The organism is Collinsella aerofaciens (genome assembly GCF_039062315.1).
Taxonomy (GTDB): Bacteria; Actinomycetota; Coriobacteriia; order Coriobacteriales; family Coriobacteriaceae; genus Collinsella; species Collinsella aerofaciens_BG.
The window spans coordinates 46127-66166 of the sequence record NZ_JBCJBG010000007.1 but is presented as its reverse complement, the minus strand read 5'-3'; the positions used below and the strand labels follow the sequence as shown (position 1 = coordinate 66166).

Below are 20040 nucleotides of genomic sequence, written 5' to 3'. Positions count from 1 at the left end.
TCAACTACTCCTTATCAGTGGTCGTGGCGGCGACAGCCTCGGGTGCCTCGACGGTCTCGGCATCCTCGGCCTCGACGTCGGCGTCAACGCCGGCGAGCGCAGCCAGGTCGTCGAGAGCAGAGGTCTCCTCGGCGGTCACAGGGGCGGAGGCGTCCTCGTCAGCATCGTGCATGGGCTCGATGTCCAGCGCGAGGGAACGGATCTCCTTGACGAGAACCTTGAAGGACTCGGGGATACCCGGAACAGGAACGTTCTCGCCCTTGACGATGGACTCGTAGGTCTTGACGCGGCCCACGGTATCGTCGGACTTGACGGTCAGAATCTCCTGCAGGACGTTGGAAGCACCGTATGCGTACAGTGCCCAAACTTCCATCTCGCCGAAGCGCTGGCCGCCGAACTGGGCCTTGCCGCCCAGAGGCTGCTGGGTAACCAAGCTGTAAGGGCCGGTCGAACGGGCGTGGATCTTGTCGTCGACCATGTGGCCGAGCTTGAGGATGTAGGACGTACCCACGGTAATGGGCTCGCGGAACTCCTCGCCGGTGCGGCCGTCGAACAGGCGGGTCTTGCCGCGCTCGTCAAGCTGGGTGACGAACTCGGGACGCATGTGATCGCCAAAGGCAGCGGTGGCCTTGTTGAGCATGTTCTTGTTGGCACGACGAATGACCTCGGCGATCTCGTCCTCCTTGGCGCCGTCGAAGACGGGCGTCGCGGTGAAGAACGGACCGGGGACGTACTTGTCGGAGTCGGCCTTCTCGGTATCCCAACCGCAGGCAGCGGCCCAGCCAAGGTGGCACTCGAGCAGCTGGCCGACGTTCATACGCGAGGGAACGCCCAGCGGGTTGAGGATAACGTCGATCGGGGTACCGTCAGCCATGTAGGGCATGTCCTCGACCGGCAGAACGTTACAGATAACACCCTTGTTGCCGTGGCGGCCGGCGATCTTATCGCCCTGCTGGATCTTACGACGCTGGGCGACGTAGACGCGCACCTGCTCGTTGACGCCGGGGGCCAGATCGTCGCCGTTCTCGCGGCTAAAGCGAACGACGTCGATGACGCGACCGTAAGCGCCGTGAGGCATCTTAAGGGAGGTGTCGCGGACGTCGTGGGCCTTGGCACCGAAGATGGCGCGCAGCAGGCGCTCCTCGGCGGTCAGAGCGCTCTCGCCCTTAGGCGTGACCTTGCCGACCAGGATGTCGCCAGGGCCGACCTCGGCGCCGATGCGGATAATGCCGTCCTCGTCGAGGTTGGCAAGCATATCCTCAGAGAGGTTCGGGATCTCGCGGGTGATCTCCTCGGGGCCGAGCTTGGTGTCGCGGGCATCGATCTCGTGACGGGTGATGTTGATGGTCGTCAGCAGGTCCTCGGCCACCAGACGCTCGGACACGACGATACCGTCCTCGTAGTTGAAGCCTTCCCACGGCATGTATGCCACGGTGAGGTTCTGACCCAGTGCGAGCTCGCCATGATCGGTCGAAGGACCGTCAGCCAGGGGCTCGCCCTGCTCAACGGTGTCACCGACGCGCACGAGCGGACGGTGGTTGATGCAGGTGGACTGGTTGGAGCGCTGGTACTTGGCCAGGTGATACTCGTCCATGCCGCCGGCATGCTTGACGATGATCTTGGCAGCGTCGGCAAAGATGACCTCGCCGGCGTTCTTGGCCAGGGTGACCTCGCCGGAGTCCAGAGCGGCGCGACGCTCCATGCCGGTACCGACATAGGGAGCGGCAGGGTGAACCAGCGGCACGGCCTGGCGCTGCATGTTAGCGCCCATCAGCGTACGCTTGGCGTCGTCGTGCTCGAGGAACGGGATCAGCGTGGCTGCGACGGAGAGCATCTGACGCGGCGAGACGTCCATGTAGTCGACGTCCTCGACAGGCACGTCGGCGGGAGCGCCGAAGGAGCCGTCGAAGTCGCGGGTACGGGCGATCACGGTGTGCGGGCGGACAAGCTTGCCCTCGGCATCGGTCGTGATGAACTCGTTGGTCTTGGGATCGAGCGGCGTGTTGGCCGGCGCGATGACGTGCTTCTCTTCCTCGTCAGCGGTCATCCAGTCGATCTGGTCGGTGGCAACGCCGTTCTCGACGCGACGGAACGGAGCCTCGATGAAGCCGTACTCGTTGACGCGGGCGTAGAGAGCGAGCGAGCCGATCAGGCCGATGTTGGGGCCTTCGGGGGTCTCGATCGGGCACATGCGGCTGTAGTGCGAGTTGTGAACGTCGCGGACGGCCGTCGGCACGTTGGTGCGGCGGCTGGAGCCGGACTTGTGGCCGGCAAGACCGCCAGGGCCGAGTGCGGACAGACGGCGCTTGTGGGTCAGACCGGTCAGGGGGTTCGCCTGGTCCATGAACTGCGAGAGCTGCGAGGAACCGAAGAACTCCTTGATGGAGGCCACGATCGGACGGATGTTGATGAGCGACTGCGGGGTAATCTCGTCGATGTCCTGGGAGCTCATGCGCTCACGGACGACGCGCTCCATACGGCTCATGCCGATACGGAACTGGTTGGCGACGAGCTCGCCGACGGTGCGGATGCGGCGGTTGCCAAAGTGGTCGATGTCGTCGACCTTGAAGCCCTGCTCGCCGGCAGCGAGGGACAGCAGGTAGCGCAGCGTCGCGACGATATCCTCGTCGGTGAGCACCGTGACCTCTTCCTCGGTGGTGAGGTTGAGCTTCTTGTTGACCTTGTAACGACCGACGCGGGCCAGATCGTAGCGCTGCGGGTTAAAGAGCAGGCCCTCGAGCAGGCTGCGGGAAGCGTCCACGGTGGGAGGCTCGCCCGGGCGCAGGCGACGGTAGATCTCGATAAGGGCATCCTCGCGGGTGAGGGCGGTGTCGCGCTCCAGGGTGCGCTTGATCACATCGGAGTTGCCGAGCAGCTCGATGATGTCGTCGTTGGTGACGGCGATGCCAAGGGCGCGCAGGAACATCGTGGCGCTCTGCTTACGCTTACGGTCGATGGAGACCATGAGCTGATCGCGCTTGTCGACCTCAAACTCGAGCCAGGCACCGCGGGACGGGATGATCTGGGCCTTGTAGATCTGCTTGCCCGAATCCATCTCGGAGCTGTAGTACACACCCGGGGAACGGACGAGCTGCGAAACGACGATACGCTCGGTACCGTTGATGATGAAGGTGCCCTGATCGGTCATCATGGGGAAGTCGCCCATAAAGACGAGCTGCTCCTTGATCTCGCCGGTCTCCTTGTTGGTGAGACGGACGTCGGTCAGAAGCGGAGCCTGATAGGTCATATCCTTCTCGCGGCACTCCTCGACGGTGTGCGCGGGGTCGCCGAACTGATGCTCGCCGAAGGTAACCTCGAGAACATGGTTCTGACTCTGGATGGGGCTGGATTCCTTGAACGCCTCACGAAGGCCCTCGTCCTTAAAACGCTCAAAGGATTCCCTTTGAACAGAGATAAGGTTGGGGAGCTCCATGGCCTCCGGGATTTTCCCGAAGCTGACGCGCTTGCGCTCAGTGGCAGTGTATGCGTAGGTCACCAGGTTTTTCCTCCTTCACGGAAATGCTCGGTGGGTTGGCGAGGCATAGCTTCGCCAGTTATCGCAACCTAATAGTTTATCAGGTACCGACCGTTGGGCAAGAAAAGCCTTGACGCGATTGAGTTTTTGGAGTAGCAAAGTTTTTCGGCAGAAAACACGCAGGTAGATGTATGTGTATCGAACATCTGTTCATATATTTTCTGTGAACAGAGAGCCAGCAATCGCAGCTCTTATAAAAAACGGGTGCAGACCGAAGTCCGCACCCGTAAATGTCGATGCCCGAAGGCTTATTTGCGCATCAAGCCGCCGCGCTCGTCGATGGCGTCCCAGAAGGCGCTGGCAAAGCGAGGATCGCTTGCGGCCATGAGGGCGTTGGTGGCCATCCAGCCAGACGGGGTGCCGGTGTCGTAGCCCGAGAGCGGGTCGATGACGACAGCGTACATGGCCTCGCGATCGAGCGAGCGGGCCATGGCGTCGGTGAGCTGGATCTCGCCGCCCTTGCCGGCCTGCTGATCGGCGAGCAGGTCCATGACCAGCGGGCTCAGCAGATAACGGCCGACAATGTACAGGTTGGACGGAGCCGCCTCGGGAGCGGGCTTCTCGACCAGACCGCCGATGCGCCAGACAGCGCCCGGCTCTGCATCGGCAACGTCCTCGGCGCCCTCGAGCGAACCGACGCGCTCGCCGGCGATAACGCCGTAGCGGCTGACTTCCTCGGGCGAGCAAGCAGCGACGGCGATAACCGAAGCTCCACCGTGCTCCTTGGAAACGGCGAGCATCTTGTCGCAGATGTCGCGATTAGGCACAACGTAGTCGCCCAGAAGAACCAGGAAGTTCTCCCCTGCCACGGCGTCGGCAGCAGAGCGGATAGCATGGCCGAGGCCCTTGGGCTCGTACTGATAACGGAAGTCGACCGGCATACCGCCCGCATGGGCGACGGCGTCGGCGTAGGCGTCCTTACCGCGCTCGCGCAGCAGATTCTCGAGCGAGCGATCGGGCTGGAAGTAGCTCAGCAGCTCGGGCTTACCGGGAGAGGTAACGATGATGGCGTCATCGACCTCCTCGGGGTCGAGCGCCTCCTCGACGACATACTGAATGACCGGCTTGTCGAGCACCGGCAGCATCTCTTTGGGCGTGCACTTGGTGCCAGGCAGAAAACGCGTGCCAAGACCGGCGGCGGGGATGATTGCCTTCATGTTATTCAAGGATCCTTTCGCAGGCGCAGAATGCGCCCTGTGCGTGCGGCACGGCGGCCGCAGACCAAATTGCGATACCGAAGTATCTTACCGCCGGAGACATACGTCGCCGTAAGGCAAACGCAATTCTTCAGCAGGTCAACGCAAATTATTGCTCGAATGGTGCAATTTTACGCCCCAGCGGTAACGGGAATGGCACGGCGAAGACAACGATGCTCTGCGTGCCGAGCAATGGGAATGAGGAGCCAAAAACAAAAAAGACGGGGCTCGCATAGCGAGCCCCGTCTGTAAAGAAATCTGGCGAGAAAGCCTGATTACTTGAGGGTGACAGCAGCGCCAGCAGCCTCGAGCTTCTCCTTGGCAGCCTCGGCGTCCTCCTTCTTGGCACCCTCGAGAACAGCCTTGGGAGCGCCCTCGACGACCTCCTTGGCCTCCTTCAGGCCAAGGTTGGTGAGCTCACGGACGGCCTTGATGACCTGGATCTTGTTGTCGCCGAAGCCCTCGAGCACGACGTCAAACTCGGTCTTCTCCTCGGCCTCAGCAGCGCCAGCAGCGGGAGCGGCGACAACGGCAGCAGGAGCAGCGGCGGAAACGCCGAAGGTGTCCTCGATAGCCTTAACGAGCTCGGAAGCCTCGAGAAGGGTCATTTCCTTAAGAGCATCGATGATCTCATCGGTGGTAAGCTTAGCCATTTCTAAGTCCTTTCGGTTTCCGTGCGGATGCACGGAGATCAGTTAAAACACGGCGCGAATGCGCCAGGGGTGCGGCGTTGCCGCCGCGGGTGAAAACAGCGACTAGGCTGCCTTCTGCTCGGAGACCTGCTGGATCGAACGAGCGAGACCAGAGGAAACGCCGTTGACGCAGACAGCGATGTCGCGAGCGAAACCGGAGATGAGACCGGCAATCTGGCCGAGAAGCTGATCCTTGGTGGGCAGCTCGGCGATAGCCTTAACATCATCAGCGGAAACGGCCTTGCCGTCGGAGATACCGCCCTTGATCTCAAGGACGCCCTTGGACTGAGCAGAGAAGTCCTTAAGGGCCTTAGCGGCCTCGACCGGCTCGGACTCGTAGAACACATAAGCGACGGGGCCGGCGAGGATCTCGTCGAGCTCGGGCTGCTCCTGGTTCTTGAGAGCGATCTTGACCAGGTTGTTCTTGTAGACCTTCATCTCGGCGCCGCACTCGCGAAGCTGATGACGCAGCTCCTGAGCCTGCTTAACCGTCAGACCGTTGTAGTTGACGACGAACAGACCGGCGTTCTCGGCGATACGGGACTCGATCTCTGCAACCTTGTCGATTTTGTACTGCTGGGGCATGAATTACACCTCCTCGAATTCTTTCCGGGCACGGTCCGCCACAAGGACGTGACGGGGGCATGTCCAAAAAGAAAGCCCCCGCGCTGCATGAGCGACGGGGGCGAGAAGACATATCTACTCGACCACCTCGGCTGGCGGGAAGTCCCATTAAGCTCGCGGGCGATGCCCGTTTGCACCGGCTGTCTCTGGCAGCGGATTCGTGCGTGAACCGAAAGTATTATGGCGGGGACCCCGACGTCGGTCAACGGCAACCCTGGCTGCACACAATTCCACCATCTCGGTCGCGCCGCCAAAGGCCAGGCGCAAGCTTTTCGCTCGGTCAGGTCCTGGGCTCGCACGAAGAGCACATTTAGTGCTCTTCGGCTCGTGCGGAATCTACGAAAAGCTTGCGCCTGGCCTTTGGCGGCGCGACCTGTGTTGACTTTGGGGCAGCCAGGGTTGCCGTTGGCCGGCGCGCCCCACGCATAACCCTTATGTCGGTGGGCTGATGTGTTGCGTCCCTGAGGACTACAAGGTCGAAATGAAGGTGGACAGGCGGTGGAGGCCTTCGTCCAGGTTTTCGTCGGAGACGCAATAGCTTAGGCGGATGTGGCCTTCGGTTCCGAAGCAGTTTCCGGGGACTAGGGCTACGTTTGCCTCTTTGATAGCTTTGATGCAGAAGTCTTCGCTGGTTAGGCCGAACTTTTTGATGCTCGGGAAAGTGTAGAAGGCTCCTGCGGGCTCTACTACGTCGAGGCCCATGGCGTCTAAGGCTGCGAGTACGCGTTCGCGGCGGGCTCGGTAGACTTTGAGCATGGGGGTTGGGTCGACGGTCAGGGCTCGGGCTGCGGCGTCCATCTCAAAGGAGACGGCGCTCGATACTAGGTATTGGTGAGCCTTGGCGATCTCGGCGATGACGGGTGCCGCTGCTGCGAGCCAGCCCAGGCGCCAGCCGGTCATAGCCCAGGGCTTGGAGAAGCTCTCGATGACGACCGTCTGCTCACGCAGCTCCGGGTGACGCTGGGCAAAGCGCTCGTAGCCATCCACATAAACCAGGCGGTTATATACGTCGTCGCAGACCACGTAGACGCCCGCCTCCTCCGCCACGTGCGCCACGGCGTCGAGCGAAGCCGCGTTGAGGATACAGCCCGTAGGATTGTTGGGCGAGCAGATGACGATGGCCTTGGTCGCCGGCGTCACGCAAGCACGAAGCGCATCCTCGTCAATCTGAAATTGCGCAGGCTCCGTATCCAAAAAGACCGCCTTGGCGTGGTTGGCCACGACGATGCTTTCGTACAGGCCAAAGGCCGGCGTGGGGATAATGACCTCGTCGCCGGGGTTGAGCATAGCCATGAATGTTGCCGACAGTGCCTCGGTCGCGCCGTCGGTCAGGATGACCTCATCGGCGGAAAACGTAAGGCCCGCGTCCCCCATGTAAGCAGACAACGCCTCACGCAGGGCGGGGCGACCGTTGTTGGGCGGATAGTGCGTATCGCCGCGGCCCAGCGCGGCGGTCACCTCGGCGCTAATCACATCGGGCGTGGGAAAATCGGGCTCGCCAAGCGCAAGCGCGATACACCCGGGGTGCTGGGCGGCGAGCGCGTTGATCCGGCGGATACCGGAGGGCTTGAGCGTGGCAAGCGAGGTATTCATGAGCAGTCGCATGGCGTTCCTTTCGTAAGGGTTGCACTAGGATAGCGCGGCGGGGCGCCGCCAGACGGTGTAACCTAAACGGAAACGAGCCGGAAAGGAGATGGCATGGAGACAATCACGCGTGGCGACGTACCAAAAACACTGCACACCATTGCGTATATCAGTATTCCCGATAGCGCCGATCTTGGTTTTTTGCTCTGGGACCTGCAGGATGCCATCGCCGCCTATGCCCGGTTTTCCGGCACCGTACTCCCCCGCCCGGTCGACTTGAAGGCAAATGACGCCGGCAGCGTTGCCGATGGCATCGTGCTAGCCATTGAAGATGTGGCTGACGATGAGACGTTGACAGCCATCGAGCAGGCGCTTGAGCGCTTTGGCAGTACGGGAACGCATGTCTATGCCGTGATTCGAGCCGCACAACAGGACGCTGAGCAGGCGCGTGGGACCGCCGTTCGCTTGCACAAGGCATGTGAGCGCCATGACCAATTGTGGTGTGGCGGCGTTGCCATCTGCGCCGGCAGCGGCATCGCAGCGCTTCGCCATTCCCCACGCATGGGCCTCTTGCGCCGACCATTTTCGGAAGCGATGGATAAGCTTGTGGGCGCTGTGCGCATGGGCTGCTCCGTCGAGCATGCACAGCGACTTGGCGGCGGCAATGCCGCCAACGTCGACGCCGACGGCATGGTTTGCGCCGAGCCAGCCGTGCCCGCGCCGGTCTGGCGAGGCGTTCTGAAACACCTCGGCGCCCACACTCAAACAAAAATCTAAATTAAATAACAGCCCAGTCGACGGCTTCGTGCCAACGCTCGACAAGCCGCTCCAAACGCCACGCCGCGTTGGCAGGACTCGTCGACGGCAGCACGATGGCGGGTAGCCCCGTCCGCTCTTGTAGATAGCGTTTGTAGAGTCGCCCTGCCGTACCGCCGTTACAGACAACGACCTCGATCGGCGCGGCATCGGTAATGCGCTCGATATGTGCCGGCACAACGTTACGAATGCTCGCGTCGCTCGAGCCCTTAATGTCGCAGCTCTCGATCACATCCCACAGGGCCACGCCGCCGTTCAGCAGCATGGCCCGCTTGGCGGCAATGGAGGCATCGAGCGTCGCGGGCTCACCGTTTGCCAAAGGATCGCCCTCGTTGGACGGCACGTATACACCGAGGCACGCGGCCATCACACGCCAAAAGCGATTCTGAGGGTTGCCGTAATAAAAGGCATTGGCGCGCGAAAGCACCGAGGGAAACGACCCGAGCACCAAAACGCGCGAGTGCTGGTCGAACACGGGCTCAAACCCATGCTCAATATGTTGATAGCCCTCGTCAGACGCGGCCATGGGCTAGGCCCTCAACAGATAGCGCACCTCGTAGGGTGCAAGTTCAAGGGTGCCCGTCAGCTCGACCGTGGGCGCATCGTCGGCAAGCAGGTCGACGAAGGAGCCGTTGAGTTCTCCGGCGCCAAAGGTGTAAGGCTCACCCACGGCATTCACCGCCACGAGCACCGTCGCGCCGTCACAGGCGCGCTCGAACAGCAGCTGCTTATTCTGGATCACCACGTTGCGGTACGCGCCGTAGTTGAGAGCGCGTGCCGCCGCATCGTCGGCCGAGCGAAGGTGTGCGAGTTGCGTGATGAACGCCGTCAGCTCGTTGGGCGCAGGCTCATCGAGCGCAGGGCGCAGCGCCCAGTCGCCATCGGGGTCGCCCTTTTCGCCAGCGATTCCCCACTCGCTGCCATAGTAGACGCACGGGATGCCCGGCATGCCAAAGAGCATGCCATAGGCGAGACGCAGGCACGACTTGTCGGTGAGGATGCTCGCCAGGCGCGGCACATCGTGGTTGTCGACAAACGACAGCAGATGTTTGCCGCGGTAGATGCACCACGGATCGCCGCCAAACTGGCGGTGCAGCGAATGGGCGATCTCGAACATGTTGACCGAGTTAAAGCTGGAGTACAGGCCCTTGTAGCACTCGTAGTTGGTGCAGGAGTCGAGCATCTCGTCGTTGACGATCTGGTTGTAGTCGCCGTGGAGCGTCTCGCCGATGAGCACAAAGCCGGGCTTGAGCTCACGGGCAAAGCCATGCAAACGACGCATGAAATCGCGGTCGAGCATATAGGCGACGTCCAGGCGCAGGCCGTCGACGCCAAAGACCTCGGCCCAACGGTGCACAGACTCGAGCAGGTAATCGACCACGGCGGGATTTTGCAGGTTGAGCTTCACAAGCTCAAAATGGCCTTCCCAGCCCTCGTACCAAAAGCCGTCGCCGTAGCACGAGTCACCGTCAAAGCTGATGTGGAACCAGTCCTTGTACGGCGAGTCCCACTTGCGCTCCTGCACGTCGCGGAAGGCCCAAAAGCCACGGCCGACATGGTTGAAGACGGCGTCGAGCACCACGCGGATGCCGTGGGCATGCAGTGTCTCGCACACGGCGGCAAAGTCGGCATCCCCGCCCAGGCGACGGTCGAGATGGCGCAGGCTGCGCGTGTCGTAGCCATGACTATCGGACTCGAGCGGCGGGTTGATGAGCACAGCGCCAATACCGAGTTTTTGCAGGTAGTCGGCCCATTGGGCGATTTTCATGATAGGAGCATCGGGGTTGGGCACGGCGTTAGCAGCCTGGGCGAACTCATCCTCGGCAACGGGCGCGGCGTTTTCGCGCGGAGCTCCGCAAAAGCCCAGCGGATAGATCTGATAGAACGTCGTCTCGTATGCCCACATAACAGCCTCCCGGTAAGCTCAACACAACGATATCCATTGTATGCCCAGCTTGTATCCTCTCCCCCAAAATAAGTTGCGGTGGAATAGTTCCTGTTTGGGCCTTCAGAGGCCTTAAACAGGAACTATTCCACCGCAACTGATGGGGGGACGTGGTTAGGCGACAGGCTTTGCGCGACGAATGGCCGGGAACATCACCGTGATAGCGAGGATGACGCCCACGGCAGCGATCGCACCGCCCGCGTAGCCGATCAAGGCGATACCGGGGCCCGAAACCACGGCTCCGCCGATCGCGGTACCCGTGCCAATGCCCAGATTGAACAGGCCCGAGAAGATCGACATGGCGACGGCCGACGAGTCCGCCGGCGTGTACTTGATGAGCTCGGCCTGAAACGCCACGTTAAAGGCCGTGGCGCAGCAACCCCACAGTGCGCAAACAGCGAGAACCGCAGCGAGCGACGATGCGGCCGGACCCATGAGCAGCAGGGCCGCTGGCACGCCGGAAAGCGTGATAGCCAAGAACGAGAAGCGGTGCCCGTCGAACAGGCGGCCGAACAGCCAGCTTCCGAGCAGACCAGAGCAGCCGAACGCCGTCAGCGTCATAGTGATAGCGCTTGCGTCGACATGCGCGACCTGAGCCAGGAAAGGCTCGATATAGCTATAGCTCGCGTAATAGCCAGTTGCCATGAACACCGTGACCACATAGAGCGCGATGAGGAACGGGTTCTTGAGCAGCTCGGGCAGCTGCTTGAGCGTAAAACGCTCGCCCGCTGGCATGGCAGGGAACACCGTGGCCTGATAGACGACCGCGACAGCAGACAGCGCTCCGACCACAGCAAACGTCATGCGCCAGCCCACGGCCAGGCCAATGGCGCGGCCGAGCGGCAGGCCGAAGATCTGTGCGATGGAAGAGCCCGTGGCGATCATGCTGATGGCGAGCGCCCCATGGCGCGTGTCAACCAGGCGCGACGCCATGATCGAGGCGACCGACCAGAACACGGCATGCGCGCAGGCGACCACCAGGCGCGCGCAGACTAAGATGGGATAGCTCGGCGCCAAGGCGGACAGGAACTGGCCCAGCGAGAACACGGCGAGCACGCCGATCAGCATCCGCTTGAACTCAAAGCGCGAAGCAAACACCATGAGCGGCAACGACAGCAGCATGACGCCCCAGGCATAGACCGAGATCATGATGCCAGCTTGGGCCTCGGTGAGCGAAAACGATGCGGCGATGTCGGTCAGCAGGCCGATGGGCATGAACTCCGACGTGTTGAACACGAACGCGCAGCAGGTGAGCCCGATGAGCGGGAGCCACTGCTTGAGCGTGATACCGTCTTGCCTTGCCTGACTCATATATAACGTCTCCAATCATTTTGAGCGGAGGCGATTATATAGCAACGGCCCCGCATCCGTCAGTACAGATGCAGGGACGCAATCAACTCAATACACAGAGGTTGCGCCGTCAATTAATAGCTAAGCCAACCCCAGCAATATGCCCGCCGAATGCACGACAAACGCCACGATCCAGGCGACCGTCACCTGAAACGCGAATACAGCCACGGCATAGCGCGCGCCCAACTCGCTCTTAACGGCGCCGATGGCTGCCACACAGGGCGGGTACAGCAGCGTAAAGACCAAAAACACGTAGGCGGTAAACGGCGAGAACATGGTCGACAGTGCCGCGGGCGAGGTCGCGCCCAAAAGCACCGTGAGGGTCGAGATGACACTCTCCTTGGCAATGAGTCCGGTGACGAGTGCCGTCGAGGCGCGCCAATCGCCAAATCCGAGCGGCGCCAGCGCCGGTGCGATAACGCTACCCAGACCGGCAAGCAGGCTCTGCGACTGGTCGGCAACCACGTTAAAGCGGATGTCGAACGTCTGCAGGAACCAGATGACCACCGTAGCGGCAAAGATAATAGTAAAGGCCTTGGTGATGAAGTCCTTGGCCTTATCCCATGCCAGCATCACCGTCGTCTTGACGCTCGGCAGGCGGTAATTGGGAAGCTCCATGATAAACGGCACCGGGTCGCCCTTAAATGCCGTGCGGTTGAGCACCAAAGCCGCGATGCAGCCGACCACGATACCGATCAGATAGAGCGAGACCATGGCGGGAACCGTCGCCTGCGGGAAAAACGCCCCGCACAGCAGACCGTAGACCGGCAACTTGGCCGAACAGCTCATGAACGGTGTGAGCATGACCGTCATCTTGCGGTCGTGCTCGGATGGGAGCGTACGGGTCGACATGATAGCCGGCACGGTGCAGCCAAAACCGACGAGCATGGGCACGAAGCTGCGGCCCGACAGGCCAAAGCGACGCAACACCTTATCCATGACAAAGGCTACGCGTGCCATGTAGCCGGAGTCTTCCAGAATGGAAAGGAACAAGAAGAGCACGACGATAATCGGCAGGAAGGTCAGCACACTGCCCACGCCCGTAAGCACGCCGTCGACAGCCAGCGAGCGCACCACGTCGTTGGTGCCGAACGCCTTGAGGCCTGCATCGGCCGAAGCGATGATGGCAGCGATGCCGTCCTCCATAAGTCCCTGCAACGCCGCGCCGATCACGCCAAACGTCAGCCAAAAGACGAGGCCCATGATCACCAGAAACGCCGGAATGGCTGTGTAACGACCTGTCAGGATGCGGTCAATCTTGACGGAGCGCACGTGCTCGCGGCTTTCGTGCGGCTTGACGACGCAACGCCCGCACACGTCGCCGATAAAGCTAAAACGCATATCGGCCAACGCAGATAGGCGGTCGGTGCCGGCCTCGCCCTCCATCTGGGTAATGATGTGCTCGATAGCGTCGAGCTCATTGCGATCCAGGTGAAGCGCCTCGGTTACCAGCTCATCGCCCTCGACCAGCTTGGTCGCCGCAAAGCGCACCGGGATGTGCGCCGTCACGGCATGGTCCTCGATCAGGTTAGCAATACCGTGGATGCAGCGATGCAGTGCACCACCGTCCGGACCGTCGGGCGCGCAAAAGTCCAGGCGACCAGGACGCTCGCGGAACCGTGCCACGTGCAGGGCGTGGTCCACCAGCTCGCCGATGCCCTCGTTGCGGGCAGCGCTAATGGGGACAACAGGCACGCCCATCAGGCTCTCGAGCAAGTTGACGTCTACGGCGCCGCCGTTGGCGGTCACCTCGTCCATCATGTTAAGCGCGATGACCATAGGACGGTCAAGCTCCATGAGCTGCAGTGTCAGGTACAGGTTACGCTCAATGTTGGTGGCGTCAATGATGTCGATGATGGCGTCCGGGCGCTCGTCGAGGATGAACTGACGACTCACGACCTCTTCGCCTGTGTACGGCGACAGGGAGTAAATGCCAGGCAGGTCGGTAACGCTCGCCTCGGGATGGTTACGGATGGTGCCATCTTTGCGGTCGACCGTCACGCCGGGAAAGTTACCGACGTGCTGGTTGGAGCCCGTCAGCTGGTTGAATAACGTGGTCTTGCCGCAGTTTTGGTTGCCGGCGAGGGCAAAGTGCAGCGACGCGCCCTCGGGCACGGCCGTCTTTGCCGCACGGGGCGAATACGTTCCCTCGCCCAGGGCCGGGTGCTCCGTCGTGCCGATTGCGGCGTTAGCGCGCGGACCCGTATCGGTGTCGTGAATACCCACGAGCTCGATGCGAGCGGCATCGTCCTTGCGCAGTGTCAACTCGTAGCCACGCAGGCGGATCTCGAGCGGATCGCCCATGGGGGCGTACTTCATCATGGTGACTTCGGTGCCCGGCGTTAGACCCATGTCCAAAATATGCTGTCGGAGTGCCTGATCGTCCGATGCCACCGATGCGACAACGGCGTCCTTTCCAATCTCGAGTGTATCGAGCTTCACGTCCGTGTTCCTCCCCCGGCGCCCACAGGGCGTTGTATTTACGTTAGCCATGGCTAACCGTTTGCCATGGCTAACCAATTTTAACCATGCATGATAGCGCTAACATGCAACGATGTTCAATCGACAGATCGGTGCAAGGGGGATTCTGGGCCATTGCTTCCCAGACGGGCCTGCTGCGGAAACCGAATCCCACTCCGGAGCACCTAAACGGGATGGGCTTTCCGGTTGAGGCATCTAGCGGAAACTGCAGCCCGGAATCTGCTCTCGAAACGGGACGCGGTTTCCCCGAGGACCGAAACAGCCGCCCGCCCCTCGACAAAATGATCCGTCCCCTCCGTCGCATGCGGAGCATCCAAGGAGTGTCCCAGGGTGCCGACACAATAGGAACGTCCCCAGCTGCCGGCAGCATTTCGCCGCAACAGCAAAAGCCCGCGCTGGCAACAAATGTCACCTGCGCGAGCTTGGTGGGCGCTCACAAAGGCACGTTACAGAGGCCCACGTCAGTTATGGATTACCGAACGGCACCGGCACGCGATGCCTCCGTCGGCTTACCAAGCGATGAAGCTTGCCGCAGTCTTAGACTATCGGCGCAATGCCGGCAAAGTGCAGATACAGCGAAATGATTGCCACGACAATGACCACCGCTGCGATCAGCTTGTCGTGCAGATGCGGAAGCACCGGTTTACCGCGGCCTCGCTCGCCCAGCATATAAACGGGAATGGCCGGAGCAAAAAGAATCGTCGTGATCATAACGCCCTGAAGACCCGTCGACCACACCAGGAACAATGTGTAGATGAAGCCGAGCGTACCGAAGAAGCGGGCTTTGCCGACGCCGGGCGCATGCGGCCCGCCCAGATGCTCGTTCTTCCAGCCAATCACCATGTAATAGGCAGCCGAGCAGACATACGGAACCAGAATCGTGTTGACTGCGCAGCTATAGAAGAACTGGTAGGTGCTCGCCGCCACATACGACACGATCAAGAAGAGCTGCGTGATGCCGGAGCTCACGAGAACCGTTACCACCGGGGCGTCGTGCTTGTTCGTCTTGGCAAACGCCAGAGGGAAGGATCCCTGGCGCGCTGCCTCGAACGGCGTCTCGGACGCAATGATGACATAGCCCAGCAGCGCGCCGACCAACGAAAGGATAACGCCAAGGTTTACGATGGCAGCACCAACCGGACCGATTGCGCACTCGAGAATTCCCGCCATGGAGGGCGTTGCAAGCTGTGCCATCTCCTCGCGCGGCATAATGCCGAGTGACAGCATCGAGATGATCAGATACAGCGTGAATACAGCCGCAAATCCGAGCGCCGTCGAGCGACCGACGTCACGCACGTACTTTGCACGGCCCGAGATAACGACTGCGCCCTCGATGCCCGTGAAGACCCAGACAAGGGCGATCATGGTCGAGACAACCTGCTCGCCAAAGCCAGGACCAGCCGGCTCTCCCCAGAAGTTGTCCATAAAGATATCGACGTTGAACTTACCCAGGAGCACGATACTCAGCACAAAGAGCCCCAGCGGCACCAGCTTCGCCAACGTGACGATCGTGTTAATGCCCGCAGCCTCCTTAACGCCACGAAGCACAAGGGCGGTAAGGAACCACAAAAACACGCTGGCGCAGACGATAGAAAGCAAGTTGTTACCCGCGCCAAACGCAGGGAAGAAATAGCCCAGCGCGCTAAACAGCAAGAGCGCAAAGCTCACGTTGGAAAGACATGCGCTGATCCAGTAGCCCCAAGCGGAGTTGAATCCAATGTAATCGCCAAAACCGGCCGCAGCGTATGCATAGATGCCGCCGGTCAGGTCGGGACGGGCCTGAGACAAACCGTTGAACACCATCATCAGCGCAAAGACGCCAATAAAGCAAATTCCCCACGAGACGATAACCGCACCGGTATTTGCCCCGCCTGCTGCCATATCGCCGGCAAGCGAAAAGATGCCGCCACAAATACTGGCGGTAATGACCATCATGGTCAGACGAAAGAGATCGAGGCCATTAGGGTCGATAATCTCTTCATTTTGAGCTTTAGAGGCCATTGTATGTGCACCCCCTTCATCATGTGATCGAACGAAAGATGGCCCGGACGTCCCGAATCGGGTGCCGGGCCATCGGTCAAGCGATCATCAGACTGTTACAGCTATCGCGTTAGAAGCGCAGCGACAGGCAAGAAAGGCCGCCGTCGACCTTGCGATACTCGGAGGTGTCAACGACGAGTGTCTTGTAGCCCAGATCCTGCACGGCCTTGAGCACAGTCGGATAGCCCTCGGCAACGATGACCGTACCGTTGACCCAGATGCAGTTGGCGCCGTACGCCTCGTCCTCGGGCACGACGATCTTGTTGTACTGGGCAAAGTCGGGCTTATCGATGAACTCACCAGAGACGAGCATGTTGTTGTCCTCGATGTAGTTAACGCCCGTCTTGAGGTGCAGGACCTCCTCCAGCGGAACCTCAGAACCCTCGAGGCCCCAGCCCTCGAGAATCTCACAGAACTGGCGGATGCCCTCTTCGTTGGTACGAGCGGAGCGACCGACGTAGAAATGGTCACCGACCATCATGACGTCGCCGCCGTCGAGCGTGCCCGGAGAAACGATGTGCTTGACATGCTCGTCGTCAAAGAAGCGACGGACGGCCGGCTCGATCTCGTCCTTCTCGCCGTTACGGCTATCGGCGCCGGGGTTGGTAATGATGGCGCCGCAGCGAGTGATAACAGCCGGATCTTCGACGAAGCAGCTGTCGGGATACTGCTCGAGTGCCGGAAGCACCGACACGTCAACGCCGCACTGCTCGAGCGCATGCTCGTAATCGTAGTGTTCCTCGATGGCGCGCTCGTAGATGGGCTGGCCAAGCTCGGGGGCACTCGTGATGCCATTGCTCAGGGACTTGCCGGGGCGGCGGATGATGACGTGGCTGAACTTGGTCATGATGATCCTCCTTGGATCTCTTAGCAGAGAGCGGGACTTCTTCGCGCCCGCCTTCCTTTCGATGGCTTTATCTTAGGGCGGTTTTCCTGTTTTGTATATTGTATACAATCCTGAACGGTAGGTATTCTTCGGTAAGCGTATTCTTACGTATCGGCGCTAAGTAGCATGATTTAACTGGTCGTTCTATAATTCAACTGAGCTATTCAAGTGAAACGTATTTGCTTTTAGAAATATACCGTTAAGGAACATAGGCTCATGGAAACGCTCAGAAGGCCCCTGAAAGACCACGTATACGACTACATTTCGAGCCGTATTGACGCCGGCGAGCTTTCGGCCGGCGACCGGCTGAGCGAGCAAGCGATCTGCGACGCCATGGGCGTGTCGCGCACGCCGGTCCGCGAAGCGCTCATCCAGCTCGCAAGCGACGGCTATCTGGACAATCTCCCCCGCCGCGGATTCCGCGTCCGTGGGTTCGATCAGCAAAACGCCGTTGAAGTCTTTGAGATTATGGGGCCGCTCGACGGGCAGGCCGCATATCTCGCCTGTCCGAATCTAACTGACGACGATATTACGCAGCTGAAATTTCTCGTCGGCTCCATGGACCTCGCGATCCAAGGCGGTCTCATCCGTAAGTATGACGACATTCAGCGAGACTTTCACCTTACATACTTCAACCGCTGTGGCAACGACCGTCTGCGCGATATGATCTCGCAGCTCGAGCGTTGCTTTATCAAGCGCGATTACGAGACTGTTGACCAGGAAACGGCGTGTAAGCTGCTCAATAAAGCCAACAACGAACATGCTCATATTCTTGAGTTGTTCGAAGCACGAGATGCAATGGGCGTGCGCGACTACGTTCGCGATGTCCATTGGAACACGGAAAACGCCCAGTTCACCGTCTGGTAGGAAAGCAACAAGGGACAACGTCGGTCTTAAACCTTGGCGCCAGCACTGCCCAAACTGATCCGTTTTCCTCCGTCCCCGAGGGGTCATTCTTTTGGCAGCCAAGACAACACCGATATTTTGACGCCGACAGCAAAAGCCCGCCAGAGCGAGCAAGGTGCCTTGAAACGAGGCGGCATTGACCTTCTGGTCATGCCGCCGAAGTTGAAAGGCAGATTGCCGCCCTGGCGGGCTTGCAGCGTCGAACTGTTACGCGGTTTGGTAAAGCCGCGTAACTAGAAGCCGTGGCGCTCCAGGAAGCGGAAGGCTAGGCGAATCCAGGGACGGACCGCCACCTGCTTGTCCTCGTTGTCGACCGCGGTGTTGGCGTTGCCGAGCGAAAGGCCGTGACCACCCTGGTCGAAGACGTGCATCTCGCATGCAACGCCCTCCTCGGCCATGCGCTGCGCAAACGGGTAGACCTGCGCGATCGGCGCCGTCTTGTCGTCGGACACGCCCCACACAAAGGTCGGTGGCATCTGACGCGAAACATGTGTGGTAGGGCATATGTCGGCCAAATGCTCGTCAGTTGCCTCGCCGCCCGTCACCATCGACAGGTAGTCGTTGAGCAAATCGCGCCCCGTCTTGCCGCCCGTCTTGGGCACACGCAAGTCAATGCGCGGATCGCGCGTCTGCATGTCACGCACATAGGCAAAGTCGAGCAATGGATAGCCCAGCACCACGGCATCGGGACGAATGTCGTCCGGACGCGCCCCGGCAAGTGCCGCGAAGGGGCCGGTCTTCCACTGTGTTGCCAGCGAGGCGCAAATCATGCCGCCAGCAGAAAAGCCCACGACGCACACGCGCTTAGGATCGACATGCCACTCGTCGGCGTTGGCGCGCACCGTGGCGACCATCTTGGCAAGATCTGCCTGGGGGTGCGGAAAGCTCACGTCACCCGTAGAACTCGTGACATAGTTGAGCACAAAGGCCTGGTAGCCGCGATCCAAAAATGCAAACGCCACCGGGTCCTGCTCGTGCGGAGCGATATGCGTAAACCCGCCTCCGCCGCAGATGATCACCGCGGGGCGGCGGCCATTCGGTTTATCGGGCAGCGGCTCGGCACCCAAATACGAAAACGTCGCCGGATAATCCTCGGTCGGCTCCTCGCCCCACAGCGCATGGTTCTCGACAATCATATGTGCTCCCTTCGCGCAAATTATGCGCCCTTGTTTTTCGCCTTCAAGCGTACCCCACTTGAACCCGTGGCGCAGAAACACTCCGGCAATAAGTTTCCCTTCAACTGATATATCACATAATCCCAGTTCAGAGGTATCGTTGAGCAGCGTAGAATAGGGGCGTTGACCAAGCCGCGAAACACATGTGAAACGTTTCCGGCAAACCAAACGCGCGATATGCGCCTATTTAAGTTGGAGGCAACTATGGGTCTGCTCGATTCGCTTAAGTCCACCTTCACCTCGACCGGCGAGGCGTCCGTTCCGCCCGCAGCAAGCTTCGCTACCCGCGAAGGCGTCATCTATGCCCCCGTCAACGGCGTGCTCGTCAACCTGAACGAGGTTCCCGACGAGACGATCGCCTCGGGCATGCTTGGCCAGGGCTATGGCATCGAGCCCATTACCGGCACCATCTATGCGCCCGCCAACGGCCGCATCGGTGCCACCACTGTCACCAACCACTCCATCGGCATGATTACCGAGGACGGCCTGCGCGTGTTCATCCATGTTGGCCTGGGCACCGTGGAAATGAACGGCAAGGGTTTTGCCCGCTTTGTCGAGATGGGCGATGTGGTCAAGGCAGGCCAGCCGCTCATCAGCTTCGACCGCGAGGCCATTAAGGCCGCTGGTCACGAGGACATCGTGACCGTCATCGTCTCCGAGCTCGATCGTCTTAAGAGCATCGACCATGTCGGCGAGTCTGGAACGCTTATCGGCGGCAACCCGCTCGTCAAGCTGGGCGACCCGCTGCTGGTTGCCAAGACCAAGTAGCCAGGCCCCACGCCACACAGCCAAAAGGCACCTCGTCAAGCG

15 protein-coding genes are annotated in these 20040 nt (G+C 60.6%); 3 read left to right on the top strand and 12 right to left on the bottom strand.

All coding sequences use genetic code 11. The features are described 5' to 3' along the window. Positions 1–4: 4 nt before the first annotated feature. From rpoB to ABCP74_RS05385, 5 genes are all read right to left on the bottom strand, one after another. Positions 5–3496, bottom strand: coding sequence for a DNA-directed RNA polymerase subunit beta (gene rpoB / locus ABCP74_RS05405; RefSeq protein WP_199411333.1), 3492 nt, complete (start codon positions 3494–3496; stop codon positions 5–7). Between the two features lie 287 nt (positions 3497–3783). Further along, on the bottom strand, positions 3784–4692 hold the full coding sequence (locus tag ABCP74_RS05400; RefSeq protein WP_099432078.1) for a UTP--glucose-1-phosphate uridylyltransferase: 909 nt from the start codon (positions 4690–4692) through the stop codon (positions 3784–3786). A 314-nt stretch (positions 4693–5006) separates the two neighbouring features. Next, complete coding sequence (gene rplL, locus ABCP74_RS05395) at positions 5007–5384, bottom strand: 50S ribosomal protein L7/L12 (RefSeq protein WP_006235005.1); 378 nt, start codon at positions 5382–5384, stop codon at positions 5007–5009. 102 nt (positions 5385–5486) lie between these two features. After that, the gene (rplJ, locus tag ABCP74_RS05390; RefSeq protein ID WP_099432079.1) at positions 5487–6008 is read right to left on the bottom strand and encodes a 50S ribosomal protein L10; all 522 of its coding nucleotides are present in this window, start codon (positions 6006–6008) and stop codon (positions 5487–5489) included. A gap of 507 nt (positions 6009–6515) precedes the next feature. Next, positions 6516–7652 carry a pyridoxal phosphate-dependent aminotransferase gene (locus tag ABCP74_RS05385; RefSeq protein ID WP_343001089.1) on the bottom strand — a complete coding sequence of 379 codons (1137 nt, stop codon included), beginning with the start codon at positions 7650–7652 and terminating at the stop codon, positions 6516–6518. A 93-nt stretch (positions 7653–7745) separates the two neighbouring features. On the opposite strand from ABCP74_RS05385, the gene ABCP74_RS05380 reads away from it, so the two are divergent. After that, positions 7746–8408: a hypothetical protein gene (locus ABCP74_RS05380; protein ID WP_343001088.1), complete on the top strand. Its 663-nt coding sequence runs from the start codon at positions 7746–7748 to the stop codon at positions 8406–8408. Between the two features lies 1 nt (position 8409). Here ABCP74_RS05380 and ABCP74_RS05375 read toward each other — a convergent pair whose 3' ends face one another. The 6 genes from ABCP74_RS05375 to ABCP74_RS05350 all read right to left on the bottom strand — a co-directional run bounded on the left by ABCP74_RS05375 (position 8410) and on the right by ABCP74_RS05350 (position 17110). Next, the gene (locus ABCP74_RS05375) at positions 8410–8973 is read right to left on the bottom strand and encodes a uracil-DNA glycosylase family protein (protein WP_343001087.1); all 564 of its coding nucleotides are present in this window, start codon (positions 8971–8973) and stop codon (positions 8410–8412) included. 3 nt (positions 8974–8976) lie between these two features. Then, positions 8977–10353 carry an alpha-amylase family glycosyl hydrolase gene (locus ABCP74_RS05370; RefSeq protein WP_343001086.1) on the bottom strand — a complete coding sequence of 459 codons (1377 nt, stop codon included), beginning with the start codon at positions 10351–10353 and terminating at the stop codon, positions 8977–8979. Between the two features lie 153 nt (positions 10354–10506). Further along, on the bottom strand, positions 10507–11703 hold the full coding sequence (locus ABCP74_RS05365; RefSeq protein WP_343001085.1) for an MFS transporter: 1197 nt from the start codon (positions 11701–11703) through the stop codon (positions 10507–10509). Positions 11704–11823: 120 nt separating this feature from the next. Beyond that, positions 11824–14235 (bottom strand): ferrous iron transport protein B, encoded by a 2412-nt coding sequence (gene feoB, locus ABCP74_RS05360; protein WP_343001084.1) that lies wholly within the window; start codon positions 14233–14235, stop codon positions 11824–11826. Between the two features lie 525 nt (positions 14236–14760). Beyond that, the gene (locus ABCP74_RS05355) at positions 14761–16224 is read right to left on the bottom strand and encodes a basic amino acid/polyamine antiporter (protein WP_343001083.1); all 1464 of its coding nucleotides are present in this window, start codon (positions 16222–16224) and stop codon (positions 14761–14763) included. A gap of 109 nt (positions 16225–16333) precedes the next feature. Next, positions 16334–17110 carry a dimethylarginine dimethylaminohydrolase family protein gene (locus ABCP74_RS05350; protein ID WP_117583089.1) on the bottom strand — a complete coding sequence of 259 codons (777 nt, stop codon included), beginning with the start codon at positions 17108–17110 and terminating at the stop codon, positions 16334–16336. A 255-nt stretch (positions 17111–17365) separates the two neighbouring features. Between ABCP74_RS05350 and ABCP74_RS05345 the strand changes: the two genes are divergently transcribed. Then, positions 17366–18016 (top strand): GntR family transcriptional regulator, encoded by a 651-nt coding sequence (locus tag ABCP74_RS05345; RefSeq protein ID WP_343001082.1) that lies wholly within the window; start codon positions 17366–17368, stop codon positions 18014–18016. A gap of 272 nt (positions 18017–18288) precedes the next feature. Here the strand turns inward: ABCP74_RS05345 and ABCP74_RS05340 are convergent, their stop codons facing one another. After that, positions 18289–19191 carry an alpha/beta hydrolase gene (locus ABCP74_RS05340; protein WP_343001081.1) on the bottom strand — a complete coding sequence of 301 codons (903 nt, stop codon included), beginning with the start codon at positions 19189–19191 and terminating at the stop codon, positions 18289–18291. 243 nt (positions 19192–19434) lie between these two features. Here ABCP74_RS05340 and ABCP74_RS05335 point away from each other — a divergent pair, with 243 nt between their 5' ends. Then, positions 19435–19998 carry a PTS sugar transporter subunit IIA gene (locus ABCP74_RS05335; RefSeq protein WP_040359007.1) on the top strand — a complete coding sequence of 188 codons (564 nt, stop codon included), beginning with the start codon at positions 19435–19437 and terminating at the stop codon, positions 19996–19998. The last annotated feature ends 42 nt before the right edge of the window (positions 19999–20040 follow it).